At 71.8% G+C, this 15,650-nt stretch carries 18 protein-coding genes; 9 read left to right on the top strand and 9 right to left on the bottom strand.

Going from position 1 to position 15,650, the window contains the following annotated elements; translation table 11 throughout:
* Nucleotides 1-57: 57 nt before the first annotated feature.
* On the bottom strand, nucleotides 58-1,269 hold the full coding sequence (gene lhgO / locus VGV13_01165) for an L-2-hydroxyglutarate oxidase (GenBank protein HEV8639693.1): 1,212 nt from the start codon (nucleotides 1,267-1,269) through the stop codon (nucleotides 58-60).
* Nucleotides 1,270-1,362: 93 nt separating this feature from the next.
* On the opposite strand from lhgO, the gene VGV13_01160 reads away from it, so the two are divergent.
* From VGV13_01160 to VGV13_01135, 6 genes are all read left to right on the top strand, one after another.
* Nucleotides 1,363-1,779 carry a cupin domain-containing protein gene (locus VGV13_01160; GenBank protein HEV8639692.1) on the top strand — a complete coding sequence of 139 codons (417 nt, stop codon included), beginning with the start codon at nucleotides 1,363-1,365 and terminating at the stop codon, nucleotides 1,777-1,779.
* Nucleotides 1,779-2,231 (top strand): MaoC family dehydratase, encoded by a 453-nt coding sequence (locus tag VGV13_01155; GenBank protein HEV8639691.1) that lies wholly within the window; start codon nucleotides 1,779-1,781, stop codon nucleotides 2,229-2,231. The genes VGV13_01160 and VGV13_01155 overlap by 1 nt, the downstream gene beginning before the upstream one ends.
* A complete protein-coding gene (locus VGV13_01150; protein HEV8639690.1) occupies nucleotides 2,231-3,130 on the top strand; it encodes a CoA ester lyase in 900 nt (299 codons plus the stop codon). The genes VGV13_01155 and VGV13_01150 overlap by 1 nt, the downstream gene beginning before the upstream one ends.
* A 14-nt stretch (nucleotides 3,131-3,144) precedes the next feature.
* Nucleotides 3,145-4,149, top strand: coding sequence for a zinc-dependent alcohol dehydrogenase family protein (locus VGV13_01145; protein HEV8639689.1), 1,005 nt, complete (start codon nucleotides 3,145-3,147; stop codon nucleotides 4,147-4,149).
* 45 nt (nucleotides 4,150-4,194) lie between these two features.
* Nucleotides 4,195-5,511: an aspartate aminotransferase family protein gene (locus VGV13_01140; protein ID HEV8639688.1), complete on the top strand. Its 1,317-nt coding sequence runs from the start codon at nucleotides 4,195-4,197 to the stop codon at nucleotides 5,509-5,511.
* Nucleotides 5,512-6,272: 761 nt separating this feature from the next.
* The gene (locus tag VGV13_01135; GenBank protein ID HEV8639687.1) at nucleotides 6,273-7,271 is read left to right on the top strand and encodes a C39 family peptidase; all 999 of its coding nucleotides are present in this window, start codon (nucleotides 6,273-6,275) and stop codon (nucleotides 7,269-7,271) included.
* Nucleotides 7,272-7,382: 111 nt separating this feature from the next.
* Here VGV13_01135 and VGV13_01130 read toward each other — a convergent pair whose 3' ends face one another.
* Entirely contained in the window at nucleotides 7,383-8,087 is a 705-nt protein-coding gene (locus tag VGV13_01130; protein ID HEV8639686.1) for a hypothetical protein, read from the bottom strand.
* Between the two features lie 45 nt (nucleotides 8,088-8,132).
* Between VGV13_01130 and VGV13_01125 the strand changes: the two genes are divergently transcribed.
* The 3 genes from VGV13_01125 to VGV13_01115 are packed head-to-tail and all read left to right on the top strand — an operon-like array spanning nucleotide 8,133 to nucleotide 10,005.
* Nucleotides 8,133-8,393: a hypothetical protein gene (locus tag VGV13_01125; GenBank protein ID HEV8639685.1), complete on the top strand. Its 261-nt coding sequence runs from the start codon at nucleotides 8,133-8,135 to the stop codon at nucleotides 8,391-8,393.
* Entirely contained in the window at nucleotides 8,390-9,022 is a 633-nt protein-coding gene (locus tag VGV13_01120; protein HEV8639684.1) for an HAD family phosphatase, read from the top strand. The genes VGV13_01125 and VGV13_01120 overlap by 4 nt, the downstream gene beginning before the upstream one ends.
* A 50-nt stretch (nucleotides 9,023-9,072) precedes the next feature.
* The gene (locus VGV13_01115) at nucleotides 9,073-10,005 is read left to right on the top strand and encodes a TIGR03560 family F420-dependent LLM class oxidoreductase (GenBank protein ID HEV8639683.1); all 933 of its coding nucleotides are present in this window, start codon (nucleotides 9,073-9,075) and stop codon (nucleotides 10,003-10,005) included.
* Here VGV13_01115 and VGV13_01110 read toward each other — a convergent pair whose 3' ends face one another.
* The 7 genes from VGV13_01110 to VGV13_01080 form a co-directional block, all read right to left on the bottom strand.
* A complete protein-coding gene (locus tag VGV13_01110) occupies nucleotides 10,006-10,449 on the bottom strand; it encodes a hypothetical protein (protein ID HEV8639682.1) in 444 nt (147 codons plus the stop codon).
* A gap of 22 nt (nucleotides 10,450-10,471) precedes the next feature.
* Nucleotides 10,472-11,005, bottom strand: a complete 534-nt coding sequence (locus VGV13_01105; GenBank protein ID HEV8639681.1) for a hypothetical protein — start codon at nucleotides 11,003-11,005, stop codon at nucleotides 10,472-10,474.
* A gap of 243 nt (nucleotides 11,006-11,248) precedes the next feature.
* A complete protein-coding gene (locus VGV13_01100; GenBank protein ID HEV8639680.1) occupies nucleotides 11,249-12,241 on the bottom strand; it encodes a DinB family protein in 993 nt (330 codons plus the stop codon).
* Complete coding sequence (locus VGV13_01095) at nucleotides 12,241-13,023, bottom strand: enoyl-CoA hydratase-related protein (GenBank protein ID HEV8639679.1); 783 nt, start codon at nucleotides 13,021-13,023, stop codon at nucleotides 12,241-12,243. Before VGV13_01095 ends, VGV13_01100 begins: the two co-directional genes overlap by 1 nt.
* A complete protein-coding gene (locus VGV13_01090) occupies nucleotides 13,024-14,166 on the bottom strand; it encodes a CoA transferase (protein HEV8639678.1) in 1,143 nt (380 codons plus the stop codon). It lies immediately after the preceding gene.
* A gap of 104 nt (nucleotides 14,167-14,270) precedes the next feature.
* A complete protein-coding gene (locus VGV13_01085; GenBank protein ID HEV8639677.1) occupies nucleotides 14,271-15,389 on the bottom strand; it encodes an acyl-CoA dehydrogenase in 1,119 nt (372 codons plus the stop codon).
* A 4-nt stretch (nucleotides 15,390-15,393) separates the two neighbouring features.
* Nucleotides 15,394-15,650 (bottom strand): acyl-CoA dehydrogenase family protein (locus VGV13_01080; GenBank protein ID HEV8639676.1); only part of this gene is annotated, 257 nt, incomplete at its 5' end.

The following is a 15,650-nucleotide window of genomic DNA, read 5'->3' as shown; positions in this document are numbered from 1 at the left end:
GGCCTAGGCCACTACCCAATGTTTCGGGCCGGGGGGCGCCTCGGCCCGGCCCGGCGGTTACTTCAGGCCGAAGGCCTCCACGGCGAGGCTCGCGACGTGGCGGCCGATCGCCAGTGACGCCGTGGCCGCGGGCGAGGGCGCGTTGAGGACGTGGATGGCGTCGGCCGCCTGCACGATCCGGAAGTCGTCGACCAGCGAGCCGTCGGGGCTCACCGCCTGTGCGCGCACGCCCGCCCCTGCCCGCTGCACGTCCTCGGCGCGGAGCTCGGGCACCAGGCGCTGGAGCGCGCGGACGAAGGCCCCCTTGCTGAGCGAGCGGTACATCTCGTAGAGCCCGGTGCGCCAGTAGCGGCGCGCCATCGCCCAGAAGCCGCGGTAGGTGAGCGTTCCCAGGAACTCCCCGGGCTGGATCCGGCCGAACGTGTACCCTTCGCGGGCGAAGGCCAGCACCGCGTTGGGCCCGGCCTCGATGTCGCCGTGGATGGTCTTGGTGAAGTGCACGCCGAGGAATGGGAACTCCGGATCGGGCACCGGATAGATGAGGCCGCGCACGAGGTGGCGGCGCTCCGGCCTCAGGAAGTAGTACTCGCCGCGGAAGGGGATGATCCTGACGTCGGTGGGGGCGCCGGCCAGGCGGGCCACGACGTCGGAATAGAGCCCGGCGCAGTTGACGATCCGCCCCGCCCTCACGGTCAGCCGCGGCGTACCCAGCTCGAGGCCATCGCCGCTGCGCCCGATTCCCGTCACCTTCGCATTCGTCTCGATCGCCACGCCGGCGGCGGTCAGGTCCCGCGCCAGCGCCGCGGCGACCTCTTTGAAGTCGACGATGGCGGTGGTGGGCGAATGGATGGCGCGAACGGCCGCCGCCTGCGGCTCCAGCTCGCGCAGGCGCGGCCGGTCGATCAGGGCGAGGTCCTTGACGCCGTTGGCCAGGCCGCGCGCGTAGAGGGTCTCCAGGCGCGGCAGCTCCTCCTGGTGCGTGGCCACGATGACCTTGCCGCAGCGGTCGACGCGGATGCCGTGGGAGGCGCAGAACTCCACCATCAGCCGCGCGCCCTCGACGCAGAGCCGCGCCTTGTTGGAGCCGGGCTTGTAGTAGATGCCGGAGTGGATGACGCCGCTGTTGTGGCCGGTCTGGTGCCCGGCCAGCGCCCGCTCCTTCTCGAGGATCACCAGCCGAGCGCGGGGGGCGCGCTCGCCGAGCGCGCGGGCGGTGGCGAGCGCAACGATGCCGCCGCCGATGATCGCCACGTCGTACCGGTCCGACACGACGCCATTGATAGGGCGCGCTCGCGTGCCTGTCAAGCGCCGAGGGTGTTGAGGTACCATGCCGGGGCGGGTCCAGCCCGCGAGGAGGGCGGCATGCGCCGAATCTTCACCAAGAAGGATTCCGAGCGCCGTGAAGCAAAGGACGGGCACCCGCGCAGTGTCCACATCATGGTGGAGCCGGCCACGGCCGGCTCCGCGCACCTGGCGATGGGGCTGGAGGCCGTGGATCCGGGTAGCCAGATCCCCGTCCATGTGCATGCCGAGGCGGAGGAGATCCTCTTCGTCTACCGGGGGCGCGGGCGCGCACGGGTGGGCGAGCGGGAGGTCGAGGTGGGGCCGGAAACGGCGATCTTCGTGCCCAAGGGCACGCCCCACGGGTTCGTGAACACATCGGGCGGGCACGTGCATCTCACGTGGACGTTCGCGCCGCCCGGCGAGCACGAGAAGTTCCGCCGGGAGGATCACTGGAAGCACGCCGCCCGGGCCGAGGCGCCGAAAAGGGACGACTGATGGGGGGCAAGTACTTCGAGGAGCTGGCGGTCGGCCAGACCTTCCGGCACCAGCCCGGGCGGACCATCACCGAAGCGGACAACGTGTTCTTTTCCTGCCTCACGATGAACCCGCAGCCGCTGCACGTCGACTTCCACGCCGCCGCCAAGGCGGAGTTCGGCCGGCCTCTGGTCAACAGCCTGCTCACACTCGGCGTCGCCGTCGGCCTGTCGGTCGGCGAGACGACGCTCGGCACCACCGTGGGCAATCTCGGCTTCGAGAAGGTCGAGTTCCCGAAGCCCGTCTTCCACGGGGACACGATCTACGCGGAGACGGAGGTGGTGGACAAGCGCGAGTCGAAGTCGCGCCCGCAGTGGGGCATCGTCACCTTCGAGCACCGCGCGCGCAACCAGGACGGCGAGCTCGTCATGCGGGCCCGGCGCCAGGCGATGATGCGCCGGCGGCCCGGGTGATGGCCTCCCGCCCGCGCCGTTCGCTCCACTTCGTGCCCGGCGGCAACGAGCGGATGATCGCCAAGGCGCTCACGCTGCCGGCCGATGGCCTCATCCTCGACCTGGAGGACGCGGTGCCGCCAGACCGCAAGCCGGCGACGCGGCCGATCGTGCGCCAGTGGCTCGAGAAGCTCGACTTCGGAGGCCGCGCGCGCTGGGTGCGGATGAACCCGATCGCGAGCGGCTGGGGGCGCGCCGACCTGGAGGAGACGATCGGGGGCCGGCCCGACGGCTACGTCGTCCCCAAGCCCCGCGGGGCCGCCGACGTGCGGGCGGTGGCCCAGGCGCTCGACCGGCTCGAGCATCGCCACGGCATCGCCCCCGGGGCCACGCGACTGCTGCCGATCGCCACCGAGACGCCCGCGGGGCTGCTGCACATCGAGGAGGTGGCGGCGGCGAGCCCGCGGATCGTCGCCATCTCGTGGGGCATCGAGGATCTGAGCGCGGCGATGGGGCTGGGGCGCGTCCGCGACGGCGCCGGGAAGTATCTGGACATTCCGCGCTACGCGCGCGTCATGTGCGCCGTGGCCGCCGCCGCGGCCGGCGTCGAGGCCCTCGACACCGTCTACATCGACATCGCCGACCTGGAGGGGCTGCGACGGGAGTGCGAGGACGCCGTCCACATGGGGTTCACGGGCAAGATCTCGATCCACCCCGGCCAGATTCCGGTGATCAACGAGGCCTTCACGTCGCCGCCGGAGGCCGTGGAGGAGGCGCGCGCGCTCGTCGCCGCGTTCGAGGAGGCCCGGCGGCGCGGCGTCTACGCGTTTGTCTTCAAGGGGCAGATGGTCGACGCGCCGCACCTGGCCCGGGCGCTGAAGATCCTGGCGCGCGCCGGCGAGCCGGCGCCGCCGCCCTGAAGGTCGTCTCGTTCATGCGGGCGATGGTGCTCAAGTCGCAGGCCCCCATCGGCGAGCGGGCCCTCCGCCTGGAGACGCTCCCGAAGCCCGAGCCTGCCGCCGGCGAGATCCTGGTGCGCGTCGCCGTCTGCGGGCTCTGCCGCACCGATCTGCACATCGTGGAAGGCGAGCTGCCCCTCGCGCGGACGCCCATCGTGCCGGGCCATCAGGCCGTCGGACGCGTGGAGGGCGTGGGGCCGGGCGTGACGCACCTGCGCCCGGGTGATCGGGTGGGGATCGCCTGGCTGCGGCGGACGTGCGGCGCGTGTCGTCACTGCGAGAGTGGGCGCGAGAATCTCTGCGAGCGCGCCGAGTTCACCGGCTACCACGCCGACGGCGGCTTCGCCGAGTACGCGGTGGTACCGGCGGGCTTCGCCTATCTGCTGCCCGACGTGTTCAGCGACACCGAGGCGGCGCCGCTGCTCTGCGCGGGCATCATCGGCTATCGAGCGCTGACTCTGACCGGCGTGGGGCGGGGCGGGCGGCTGGCGTTGTATGGCTTCGGGTCCTCCGCCCACATCACGCTGCAGGTGGCCGCGGCGCGCGACATTCGCGTCTACGTCGTCACGCGCAGCGCCGCCGCCCGCGCGCTGGCCCGTGACCTGGGCGCGGCCTGGACCGGCGACGTGACCGACCGGCCGCCGACGCCGGCCGAGGGCACCATCATCTTCGCCCCGGCGGGGGAGCTCGTTCCCCTGGCGCTGCGCCACCTGGCGCCCGGGGGGACGCTGGCGCTGGCCGGGATCTACATGTCCCGGATCCCGTCCCTCAACTACGCGGACCTCTACGGCGAGCGTCGTATCACGAGCGTGGCCAACAACACGCGGGACGACGGCCGCCGGCTGCTGGCCGAGGCGGCCGCGATCCCGGTGCGCCCGGCCGTCACGGCGTTTCCGCTGGAGGAGGCCAACCGGGCGCTGGAGCTGCTCAAGCACGGCGGGCTCACGGGCTCGGGCGTGCTCGTGACCGGCCCGGAGTAAATCGCGTATGATGGCGGGACCCATCCCAGCGAAGCGAGGCATCCGATGAGCGAGCTCTCCGACATCGTCCGGCGCGCGGCGCGCGTCTTCCCGGGCGGCGTGCTCGGCAGCCATCGGAGCGGGCCGGGACTCGAGTTCGTCGTGCGGGAGGGGCGCGGCGCCTACCTCTGGGACACGGAAGGCCGGCGATACACCGACTACCTGCTGGGCTCCGGTCCGATGCTGCTCGGACACGCTCACCCGGCGGTGGTCGACGCTGTGCAGCGGCAGCTCGGCCGGGGCAGCACGTACATGCTCCTCAACGAGCCGATCATCGAGCTGGCGGAGGAGCTGGCCCGCGCGGTGCCGTGCTGCGAGCAGGTGCGGTTCACGTCGAGCGGAAGCGAGGCGACCTTCTTCGCGCTGCGGCTCGCGCGCGCCTACCGCCGGCGCGACAAGATCATGAAGTTCGAGGGCGGCTGGCACGGGACCCACGACTACGGCGCCATGAGCGTGAGCACCCGATCGCCCAAGGCCTTTCCCGCGCCCACGCTCGACTCTGCCGGGATCCCCCACGGGCTCCAGGACACGGTCCTGGTCGCTCCCTACAACGACCTGGCGACGGCCGAGGCGCTGATCGCCACCTATCACAACGAGCTGGCCGCCGTCATCGTCGAGCCGTACCAGCGCGTCATCGTGCCCGCTCCCGGATTCCTCCAGGGGCTGCGGGCGGTCACGCGCCGCTACGGCGTCCCCCTGGTCTTCGACGAGATCGTCACCGGCTTTCGTCTCGCCTACGGCGGCGCCCAGGAGTACTACGGCGTGGTCCCGGACCTGGCCACCCTCGGCAAGGTCCTGGCGGGTGGCTTCCCGCTGGGCGCCGTCTGTGGGCCCGTCGAGATCATGCGCCACTTCGATCCCGCGCTGGAGGGCACGCCGGACCACGTCTGGCAGGCCGGCACGCTGAACGGCAACCCCATCGCCGCCGTGGCGGGCCTGGCGACGCTCGGTGAACTGAGGAAGCCAGGCACGTACCACCGGTTGCACCAGATGGGAACGCGGCTGCGGGACGGGCTGCAGCAGGCGGCGCGCCGTCACGAGCTGGCCGCGCAGGTCAGCGGGGAGCCGCCGGTCTTCGACGTCCTCTTCACGGAGCGGAAGATCGTCGATTACCGCGCGACGCTCACCGCCGACCGGGGGCGGATCCGCCGCTTCAACGAGGAGTGTCTCCGCCGCGGCGTGGTGAAGGCGGTGAACAAGATTTACGTCTCGCTGGCGCTGAGCGACGCCGATGTGGAGCAGACGCTGGCCGTCTTCGATGAGGCGCTGGCGGTTGTGGCGGCGGGCACAAGCCCTCAGGGCGTGGCGCCCGCGACCCCTTGACGGGGCGGGGGGCCGGCGTTAGAAGTCGAGTACGGTGATGCGGATCAGGCGTGCCGCGCACCGTAGTGGCCGTCACTCCTATCCCGGAGGTCGGGGTTATGGAAAATACGCCACCGGGCCGAGAGGCCGCGCCGTTCGGAGTCCGTTAGCGACCCGAGCGGCGCGAGACGAGACCTTGAGTTAGCCCCGACTTTTGCCGGGGCGCGCAGCGTGAGGCTGCGCAAGATCCAGGGGGAGACCGTGGGCGGGGGACCCTCGCCCACGCCCCCCGCCCGCCCGAGATCCGTTCAGCCCTTCGATCCTGACGCGCGCCAGCGCCGCCTGCACGAGCCCCGAGTACCAGTCCGGGGTTTCGATCACGATAGCCACCACCATTCCGCGCTGGACGGGCACAAAGGCGTCGGGGGCTATCTCGCGGCGGGTCGGGCTCGGGAGGCATCACGGTGACACGCGCGCAACGCCGATGCCACGGGGGATGAAGCTCACGCGGCACGGATGACGGTACAGCGGCGACACAGACGGCTTTCGAGCTCCTGGCGGCTCGCCAGAGGCCCCTGGCACTTCTCACAGCGCGACTCGCGCAGGAGGGCGTGGTGTGCGCGGCACGCCCCCGTCGCGGCTTTGACCGCGTGGCGGGTGCATCCATCCCAGAGGCACTTTCCGAACGTCATGGGCCACTCCTCTTCCCGACGACGGCACAGGCCGGAATGGCCGGAAGGCATGTGCAAGGCGCGTGCCGCGAGCGCGCGGTATACTCGCCCGTGCTCACTGACCTCTTCGCCGTGGCGTCGGTTCCGGATGCGCGCGCGATCACGGCGGTGATTCCGCCCGCGTGCCGCCGCGGGGTCGAGGCGGCGCCGGCCGTGACTCACGAGGGGGACGATCTCCTCCTGGAGTTCGGCCCGTGGCGGCCCCGTGGCGGGGCGCGTCATCTGCTACCTGCCTTCAGCGCGCTGAGCGATCGCCCCTGCAGCTTCCGCTTCGAAGCGTCGACTGCCGGCGCCGGCGGATGGTCCCGGTGGATCGCGGCGGCGTCGATCGGGCCCGCGCAGTTCGTCCCCGTCGCGACGGGGAGCGCCGGGCTCGAGACCCAGATCGATTTCTGGATGGCGGCCAGGCCGGTCGAGGCGGTGCGGCTGCGCCTGCGGTTGCGCGCCGACGGGGACGCGGCGCTGCTGGCGGCGCCGTGGCTGGTGACGCTGTCGGCGTCTGATCTGGGGCCGGTCGAACCCGGTCGCGCCTCCGGCGCGGCGCGACTCGCCGTACCCGCGCGGAGCCAGATGGCGGAGGGCGCCGCGATGGCGGCGCGGATCTGCTCCCCGACGAGCGTCGCGATGGTGCTCGGTTACTGGCGGATGCGGGACGACCTGCGCGACCTCGCCGCGGAGATGTTCCATCCTGCGCTCGATCTCTACGGGGTCTGGCCCGCGGCCATCAGTGCCGCCGCGCGGCGGGGCGTGCTGGGATACCTGCTGCGCTTTCCCGACTGGGCCTCGGCGGCGTGGTGCCTGGACCGGGGGCTACCGGTCGTGGCCTCCGTCCGGTACGCGGCGGGCGAGCTGGGTGGCGCGGCCATCGCCGAGACGTCCGGCCACTTGCTCGTCCTCACCGGATACGAGGACGGCCACGTCCTCGTGAACGACCCGGCCGCCCCCGACGCAGCCTCGGTGCCCCGGCGCTATCCTCTCCAGCAGATCGTGCGTGTCTGGCTGGAGCGCGCCGGCGTGGGGTACGTGCTCTTCAGGCCGGACGTGCGCTGAGGGGCGCGCCGACGCGCGCGCCGGCCTAGTGCCGTTCCAACTTGTTGATACTAAATCTGTCCACGAACGACGTACACGGTGCCTTCCTAGGCGCGAATAGTTGGAACGGCACTAGAGGTGGGTCAGGCGCTCGCGCTCGGGCGGAGCGTCGCGTCGCAGACGGCGGGTCAGCAGCTCGCGGGCGATGTGGCGCCCGCCGAGGCCGAAGGCCAGCGCGAGCGCGAACACGAGCCCGCCGAACGTGATGCCGAAGGCCACCAGCACCATCTCCTTGCCGATGCCGAGGTGCGTGAGCGCCGTGGCGCCTGCGAAGAGCAACACGCCCCAGTGGGCGGCGCGGGCCAGCAGCCGCGCCTCCGGCAGCCCGGCGTTCACGGCGGCGATCAGCAGTCCCTGGCTCAGGAAGTTGGCGACGAGCCAGCCGACGATGAGGATCAGCACGGCGGCGAAGAGCGGCGGCAGGAAGGCGAGCAGGAATACCGTCGCGCCCGGCGCCCCCGGCGCGCGGAGCGCGTCGATGCCCAGGCTCGCGAACAGGACGAAGATCGCCCAGAAGGCCAGGATGCCGAGCACGTCGGCGGGCGTCCGGAGGATCCCCGAGCGCCGGAGCGACGAGGCAACGCCCCAGCGCTCCGTGTGGCGGTCGAAGCCGATGGCGCGCGCCAGGCGGGTCAGGACGAGCTGCACGACCCAACCCAGGACGAGCCCGAGCGCGATGAGGGTGAACATGACGAGCAGCCCGGGCAGCACCGTCGCCAGCCGGTCACTCAGCTGGCTCAGCGCCGACCAGACTCCACGGCCCCATCCAGTGTCCATGGAAGGTTCCCCTCTAGACCATACACCCGGTACAATGCGGGGCAAATGCGCATCGCCGGCCTCCTGATCGGTCTGGGGCTTTCCCTCGTGCTGAGCGGATGCGCGGAGCCGGAGCGCGAGTGGATGAAGGTCAATCAGCCGTACACGGTGGAAGAGTTCCGGCGCGACATCAAGGAATGCACGCGGAAGGGCGCGCTCGACGAAGACTGCATGAAGGGCCGCGGCTGGGTGAGCGTGGCTCCCCCGAAGTCGGAGAAGGCGCCGGAGCCGACCATGCGGCAGCCGAACCCGCGCGGCCGCTATTGACGGACGGATCTCCCCGGGCGGTGCTGCTGGATTTCGGCGGCGTCGTCTGGAACATGCGGTGGGACGTCGGTCGCGCGCTCGAGGCCGAGCACGGCTTGCCCCCGAGGTCGATCTTCGACGCGCTCTACCGGTGCGAGGCCTGGCGGGAGGTGGAGCGCGGGCGCGGTGACCGTGACGCGTGGCTCCACACCGCGCACGCGGCGCTCGAGCGGATCGCCGGCCGGACGCTCCCCCCGGTTCACGTCCGGTGGCGCGAGGCCCAGGGCCCGATCAGGGAGAACATCGGGCTGATCCGCGCCCTGCGTCCCCCCTACCGCCTGGGCATCGTCAGCAACGCCGACATCACGCTGCGGGCGCGCCTGGCCGACGGCCTGGGGATCGTCGACCTCTTCGACGACGTCGTCTGCTCGGCCGAGGTGGGCTGCGCGAAGCCCGAGCCGGAGATCTACGCCCTCGCCTGCCGCCGCCTCGGTGTGCGGCCGGCGGCGTGCGTCTTCGTCGACGACGCCGAGCTCAACGTGCGGGCGGCGGAGGCGGCGGGCATGCGCGGCGTGCTGTTCCGGATCGACCGCGGCGACGATCTCCGCGCCCAGCTGGCCGCCGTCGGCGTGGTCCCGCGCGCTTCGTGAATCCCTCATCGAGGGCCGGAGCAGGAACGATCGCGACGGAGGGCTGAGCGATGCGCTTCGGACTCTTCACCAGCCTCACCAATAACGCCTGGCCGGACGCGCTCGGGCTCTGGCGGCACGTCGAGGCGACCGGTTGGGACGCCGCCTGCGTCACCGACCACTTCATGCCGAACACGCCCGACAAGGTCGGCGACACGCTGGAGTGCTGGACCGCGCTGGCGGCGCTGGCCGCGCTGGTCCCACGCCTGCGGATCGGCACCATCGTCGTGGGCAACACGTACCGCCATCCGGCCCTGGTGGCGAAGATGGCCGCCACGGTCGACGTGATCTCGGGCGGCCGACTGGTCCTCGGGCTGGGCGCCGCCTGGCAGCAGAACGAGCACGAGGCCTACGGGATTCCGTTCTACACGATGGGCGAGCGGCTGGCGCGGCTGGACGAGGCCTGCCAGGTGATCAAGCTCCTGTGGACGCAGGAGCGGACGACGTTCGCCGGGCGGTTCTATCAGCTCAAGGACGCGCCGCTCATGCCGAAGCCCCTCCAGCGGCCGCATCCCGAGCTGATGATCGGCGGCGGGGGCGAGAAGGTGACGCTGCGCATCGTGGCGCGGCACGCCGACCACTGGAACGTCTGGGGCGGCGCCGACACGCTGGCCGGCAAGGGCAAGATCCTGGACGAGCACTGCGCGGCCGCCGGCCGCGATCCCCAGCGCATCCGGCGCTCGGCGAACATGGCGCTGCTGATCACCGACGACCGCGCCGAGGTGGAGAAGCTGGCGACGACGGTGAGGCGCCGCATGGGCTATTCCGAGCCGTTCGTGCGCGATCTCCTGCTGGCCGGCTCCGTGGGCGAGGTGCGCGACAAGCTCGACCGGCTGCGGGAAGCCGGCGTCGACATGCTGTTCTTCCCGACCTTCTGCCTGCCCCGGGACCCCCGGGCGCTCCTCGACCGCTTCATGAGCGAGGTCGCGCCCGCCTTCCGCTAGCTACTGGGGGCGAAGGTCGCGGACGCTCGTGCGCTCGGCGATGCCGTGCGCCATGCGCAGCGCCTCCTCGGCGACCTCACGATCGCCGAGCCCGCCGAACCTCTCGGCCGCTCGCCGCACGCCATCGGCTGCCGCCTGCTTGTGAGCCCGGAAGAGCGCCACGTGGTAGGCCTGCCGCGCCTTGGCCCCGAACGCGATCGTGAAGCCCGTCGCCCGGCCGACGCGCAGGGCCGCGTCGCCGACGGCGATCATGGGCTCCCACTGCTGGCTGCCGAGCGCCTCCAGACAGGCCGCGTGCCACGCGCGCAGCATCGCGGCGGCGTCGCCTCCGGCCACCGCGTCGTCGACGCCGGTGACCTGCTCCGCCCATGGGGAGGCGTGCTCGCTCGCCGCGTGGTCGGTCACGGTCCGCCGTGGCGGTCGATCCCCGACGGTCATGGTCATGACAGGATGCGCCGGCGGGAAGTCACGGCAGCATCCCCGCCGCGACCGACCGGTCGTCCAGGCGCTGGACGAGGGCGCCCACGCGGGTGAGGGCGCCGGGATCGTGCCCGGCCAGCTCCTGCGCGACGCGGAGACACTGCTCGGCCACCTGGCGGTCGCCGAGCGTGGCGAACGCCTCCGCCGCCCGCAGCACGCCCTCGAGCGACCGCTGGTTGCGGGCGCGGAAGAGCGCCGCCAGGTAGGCGTTCCGGGCCCGGGGCACGTCGCCGAGATGGACCGCGGCGTCCCCGACGTCGATCATCCCCTCCCATCGGCGGCTGCCCAGCGCGGCGCCGTATGCGCGCTGGAGCGCCCACCGCGCCGCCGCAAGATCCTTTGCGGCGAGGGCCTCGTCCACGGCGATGATGTAATCCGCCCAGGGCGCGTCCATCCCCGCGACCGGCGTTGGTTCGCTTCCCATCGCTTCGGCGATCGCCAGCGCGATCACCAGCGCGACGACCACCAGGCCGGCGACCACGACGTACGTGCGATCAGAGAACGTCGCTGATCCTTTCATGCCGCCCTCCACCGCCTGCCCAATGAGATCCGTCGCACCCGCCTCACTTGTCTGCGGACACGCCGGTTGGCTCCGCGTATACGCACGGCCGATGCCAGGTGTCGATGCGCGGGGAAAACGGACAGTTAGGTGGCAGGGCGGACCGATACCGCGGTGGAGGCGGCGGAAAATTGCCCGAACGGTCCGGCATGCCGCCCGAGCCGGTCCCCGGGCGGGCCCGGTCGGCGAGCCGGCGGCTCTTCGCTAGGCCTTGCCCTCGAGCGCGCGCTTGAGCTGGTCGAGGTGGTTGTCGTCGTGCCACGCCATCAGCGTGACGAAGTCACCGACCATGATGCGACCTCGCGTGGCGTGGACGCCGCCCCGCTGCCACTGCTCGGGGGTCAGCTTCGTCAAGAAGGCGAGCGTCTCCGCGCGGCGCTTGCGGAAGGCCGTCAGCGCGTCGCCCGCGTCGTTTCTGAGGTACTGGCGCTCCTCCGCCCAGCGATCGGGGTTGATGCCGAGGAGCTTCGGCTCGTCCATGGCCAGGATCTGCTCGAACCGGGCCATGAACGACTCCTCGGTGTCGCGGAGGTGACAGATGACCTCTTTGGCCGCCCAGTTCTGGGGATCGGGTCGCCGCGACAGGACCGCCTCGCTGCGGTCGCGGATGGCGGCGGCGAGCTCGTCGGCGGTGCGTTCCAGGCGCGAGAGGCGCTGCTCGAGCGGTTGCTTGGCGTACTCTTCCATCGTCGGCATCGTGGTCGTCTCCTCGTGGACGAGCTGGTGAAACAGGCTCGACTCCCGCTTGTAGAAACCCTCGGTGTGCAGGGAATCCCGGAGCCTCAGGAGCGTGTAATCGATGTGGTGCCCCACCTCGTGCAGGAGCGTCCTCAGATACGTGCGAAAGGCGACGACGCGCCGCTGCTTGGCCGTCCGCATCCAGAGCTGGATCTTCGGCATCTGGCCGCGGTCGGCGGTGTAGAGGCCGTGCAGCTCGCCCCAGCGGGCGTGGGGGCGTGCCGCCAGGACCTCGACCCTCACCGGGGGCATCTCGAGCGCGGCGGTGAGCGCGCGGATCAGCCGGTCGCTGGCCGCCTGCGTGAGCGTCCGGTTCTCCGCGGCGAGCGCGGCGGCCAGTTCGCGCACGAGCGGCTGGAGGTCGCGGGGGCGGGGCAGCCGGACCTCCGTGATGCTGTCGCTCTTGCGATAGATCGCCTGCTTGCTCCGGCTCAGACGCGTGTAGTACGCAAAGGGCATCAGCGGCCGGTCCAGCGGGGCTTGCGCTTCTCGAGAAACGCCCGGGCGCCCTCCAGCCGGTCCTCCGTGGTGCGGAGCAGGGTCGCCAGGTCGTTCTCCAGCCGGAGGCCGTCGGCCAGCGGCAGCTCGAGCCCCTTCACGACCGCCTCCTTGGCGTAGCGGAGCGCCACCGGCGCCTTGTGGGCGATCGCGCGCGCCAGATCCAGCGCGTGGGTCAGCGCCTCGGCGGCGGGCACGACGCGCTCGACGAGCCCGATCCGGAGCGCCTCCGCCGCGCCGATCCGGGCGCCGGTGAGGATCATCTCGAGCGCCTTGCCGCGCCCCACCAGACGCGGCAGCCGCTGGGTACCGCCGCCGCCCGGGATGATGGCGAGGTTGATCTCGGTCAGGCCGAGCTGGGCGTCCTCCCCGGCGATGCGGATGTCGCAGGCCAGCGCCAGCTCGAGCCCGCCCCCCAGCGCGTAGCCGCTGATCGCGGCGATGATCGGCTGGGCGCACCGGTCCATGGCCTGGCGGAAGTCGAGGCGCCGGCGCTGCTCGCGGAAGCGGACGGGCGGCTGGGGCTCGGCGAACTCGCGGATGTCCGCGCCCGCCGAGAAGGCGCGCTGGCCGGCGCCGGTGACGACGATGGCCCGCACGTCGTCGTCGTCCCCCAGCCCGGCGAAGCAGCGCCCCAGCTCGCCGCGCATCGCCTGGTTCATCGCGTTCAGCACGTCGGGCCGGTTGAGGGTGACCGTGGCCACGCCGTCGGTCGTCTCGCAGCGGATCGTCTCGTAGACCATCTACTTGATCACCCCCCGTGCGCGGAGGTCGGCGATGGCGGCGCCGTCGTAGCCGACCTCGCGGAGGACCTGGTCGGTGTGCTGACCGAGCGTCGGTGGCGGGCCGGGATCGTTCGAGCGCGTCTGGGAGAACACGAGCGGCTGACCCATCAGCCGGAGGCGGCCGACCTCAGGATGGTCGTAGAGGTGGAGCATGTCGTGGTGGCGTACCCCCGGATCGTCCATGAACTCCAGCAGCGTCTGGACCGGCGCCGCCGGGATGTCGTGGGCGGCCAGCACCTGCAGCCAGTGACTGCGCGGCTGGCTGGCGAACGTCTTCTCCAGCAGCGGGAGCAGGGCTTCGCGGTTGTCGAGGCGCAGCAGCCAGGAGGCGAAGCGCGGATCGTCGGCGAGGTGCGCGAGGCCGAGGGCCGCGCAGAGCTTCACCCAGAACGTCTGGTTGCCGCAGGCCAGGAAGAACCACTGCCCATCTTCGGCCTGATAGAGCCTGTAAGTCGGGTTGTCGCGGAAGATGTGCTGCTTGCCGGCGTAGTCCACGAAGTTCCCCGACTGTAGCGCGATCGCCGCGTGCAGGAGCGACGTCTCCACCCGCTGGCCGCGGCCGGCCCGCTCGCGAACGAACAGGGCGGCCAGGACGGCCTGGCAGCCGAGCGTGGCCGCGTAGTAGTCGGTGATGGCGATCCGCACGTACTGGGGCGGCCCCCCGAACCCCTGCAGGGCCATCACGCCGCTCATGGCCTGCAGCAGCGGATCGAAGCCCGGCCGATCCGTGTACGGTCCGGTGGAGCCGAAGGCGGTGATCGAGCAGTAGACCAGCCGGGGGTTGATGGCGCTGAGGCGCTCGTACCCGACGCCCAGTCGGTCCGCCACCCCCGGCCGCATGTTCTCCATCACGATGTCGCCGCGGGCCACCAGGCGCTCGACGATCGCGCGGCCCTCGGCAGTCTTGAGATCGACGGCGATCGAGCGCTTGCCGCGGTTCCAGCCGAAGAAGCCCGGCAGCTCACGGAAGGAATCGCCGGTCAGCGATTCCACCTTGACGACCTCGGCGCCGAGATCGGCCAGCATCATCGCGGCGTAGGAGCCGGCGATGTAGCTGGTGAGATCGACGACGCGGATTCCGTCGAGGGCCGGAGCGGACATTTAGCGGCGACCCGGGTTCGCCTCGGTCCGCGGCTGGAGACCGCCAGGCGCCCGGGGCTCCGTCGGTCGAGGCGCCAGGGGGCGGGCGCGAGGGGCGCGGGGCGTCATCCGGCGACGTGGCGGACGATCAGCTCGCGATGGTAGTCGGCGTCGCCGTACATCGGCTCGAGCGCTTTGGCGCGCTTGAAGTAGAGATGCAGGTCGTACTCCCAGGTGAAGCCGATGCCGCCGTGCACCTGGATCGACTCCCCGCACACCTTGCGCGCGGCGTCGCTGACGTAGGCCTTGGCCACCGAGGCGGCCAGCACGTGGTCCTCGGCGCGCGCGTCGAGCGCCCAGGCGGCGTAGTACGTGGCCGAGTGGGAGTTCTCGACCTCGACCAGCATCTCGGCGCACTTGTGACGGATGGCCTGGAACGAGCCGATCGGCTGACCGAACTGCTCGCGCACCTTCGCGTAGCCGACGGCCATCTCGAGACACCGCCGGGCGGCGCCGAGCATCTCCGCCGCCGCACCGACCGCGCCCCGCCGCAGGAGCCCGGCGAGCAACGGCGCGGCCTGTCCGGGAGCGCCGACCACGGCGTCGGCGGCGAGCGGCACGCCGTCCAGGCGCACGTGCACCCAGCGCGTGGCCAGATCCATTCCCGCCACCGGTGACAGCCCGAGGCCGCGCGCCGAGGGCTCGACGGCGAAGAGCGTCACGCCCTCGGGAGCCCGGGCGGGCACGAGCACGACGTTGGCCACGTGCGCCCACGGCACGAAGCGCTTCTCTCCTCTGAGGACAAAGCCCTGGGCCGTGCGCTCGGCCCGCGTGGTGACGGCGTCGGGGCTCCAGTCGAGGTCGCCGTCGAGAAAGGCGATGGTCGCGCGTGCCTCGCCGGTGGCGATGGCCGGGAGCCAGCGCTTCTTCTGCGCCTCCGTTCCCGCCTCGTCGAATGCCGTGGCGGCCAGGATCGTCGGGAAGTACGGGCCGGGACAGGCGGCGTGGCCCATCTCCTCGAGGAGGATCGCGGTCTCGACCATGCCGAGACCGCTGCCGCCGTGCGCTTCCGGGAGCGACAGCCCGAGCCAGCCGAGCTGGGCCATCTCCTTCCACATCGCGTCGTTGTCGCCCCGCGGGTCGTCCCACGACGAGCGGACGGTGGCGGGCTTGCAGTGCACGTCGAGGAACGCGCGGGCCGAGTTCTTCAGGAGTTGCTGGTCGGACGTGAACGCGAAGTCCATGGCGCTATGCCTTCACCCGGTCGGCGCGGATCTCCTTGGGGAGACCGAGCACGCGCTCGCCGATCACGTTCTTCTGGATCTCCGACGAGCCCGAGTAGATGGTGCCCGCCCGCGACCAGAGATACGACGTGGCCCACGTCCCCGCTTCGCCCGAGGCGGTGTCGATGTCGTCCCAGTCGTGGAAGGACGTCAGGAGCTGACCGGCCGGGCCGAGGATCTCGAGGGCCGTCTCGTAGTAGCGCTTCTCGAACTCGGTGTAGG

It is taken from the genome of Candidatus Methylomirabilota bacterium (assembly GCA_036001065.1).
Classification (GTDB): Bacteria; Methylomirabilota; Methylomirabilia; order Rokubacteriales; family CSP1-6; genus MNEF01.
Note: the sequence above shows the minus strand (reverse complement) of the source record. Positions and strands in the feature narration are given on the sequence as shown.

Bases quoted from the DNA above. Each gene is read 5' to 3' on its own strand.
- VGV13_01160 (HEV8639692.1), top strand. From the start codon at position 1,363: ATGCGCCGAATCTTCACCAAGAAGGATTCCGAGCGCCGTGAAGCAAAG.
- VGV13_01155 (HEV8639691.1), top strand. From the start codon at position 1,779: ATGGGGGGCAAGTACTTCGAGGAGCTGGCGGTCGGCCAGACCTTCCGG.
- VGV13_01150 (HEV8639690.1), top strand. From the start codon at position 2,231: ATGGCCTCCCGCCCGCGCCGTTCGCTCCACTTCGTGCCCGGCGGCAAC.
- VGV13_01145 (HEV8639689.1), top strand. From the start codon at position 3,145: ATGCGGGCGATGGTGCTCAAGTCGCAGGCCCCCATCGGCGAGCGGGCC.
- VGV13_01140 (HEV8639688.1), top strand. From the start codon at position 4,195: ATGAGCGAGCTCTCCGACATCGTCCGGCGCGCGGCGCGCGTCTTCCCG.
- VGV13_01130 (HEV8639686.1), bottom strand. From the start codon at position 8,087: ATGGACACTGGATGGGGCCGTGGAGTCTGGTCGGCGCTGAGCCAGCTG.
- VGV13_01125 (HEV8639685.1), top strand. From the start codon at position 8,133: ATGCGCATCGCCGGCCTCCTGATCGGTCTGGGGCTTTCCCTCGTGCTG.
- VGV13_01115 (HEV8639683.1), top strand. From the start codon at position 9,073: ATGCGCTTCGGACTCTTCACCAGCCTCACCAATAACGCCTGGCCGGAC.
- VGV13_01110 (HEV8639682.1), bottom strand. From the start codon at position 10,449: ATGACCATGACCGTCGGGGATCGACCGCCACGGCGGACCGTGACCGAC.
- VGV13_01105 (HEV8639681.1), bottom strand. From the start codon at position 11,005: ATGAAAGGATCAGCGACGTTCTCTGATCGCACGTACGTCGTGGTCGCC.
- VGV13_01100 (HEV8639680.1), bottom strand. From the start codon at position 12,241: ATGCCCTTTGCGTACTACACGCGTCTGAGCCGGAGCAAGCAGGCGATC.
- VGV13_01095 (HEV8639679.1), bottom strand. From the start codon at position 13,023: ATGGTCTACGAGACGATCCGCTGCGAGACGACCGACGGCGTGGCCACG.
- VGV13_01090 (HEV8639678.1), bottom strand. From the start codon at position 14,166: ATGTCCGCTCCGGCCCTCGACGGAATCCGCGTCGTCGATCTCACCAGC.
- VGV13_01085 (HEV8639677.1), bottom strand. From the start codon at position 15,389: ATGGACTTCGCGTTCACGTCCGACCAGCAACTCCTGAAGAACTCGGCC.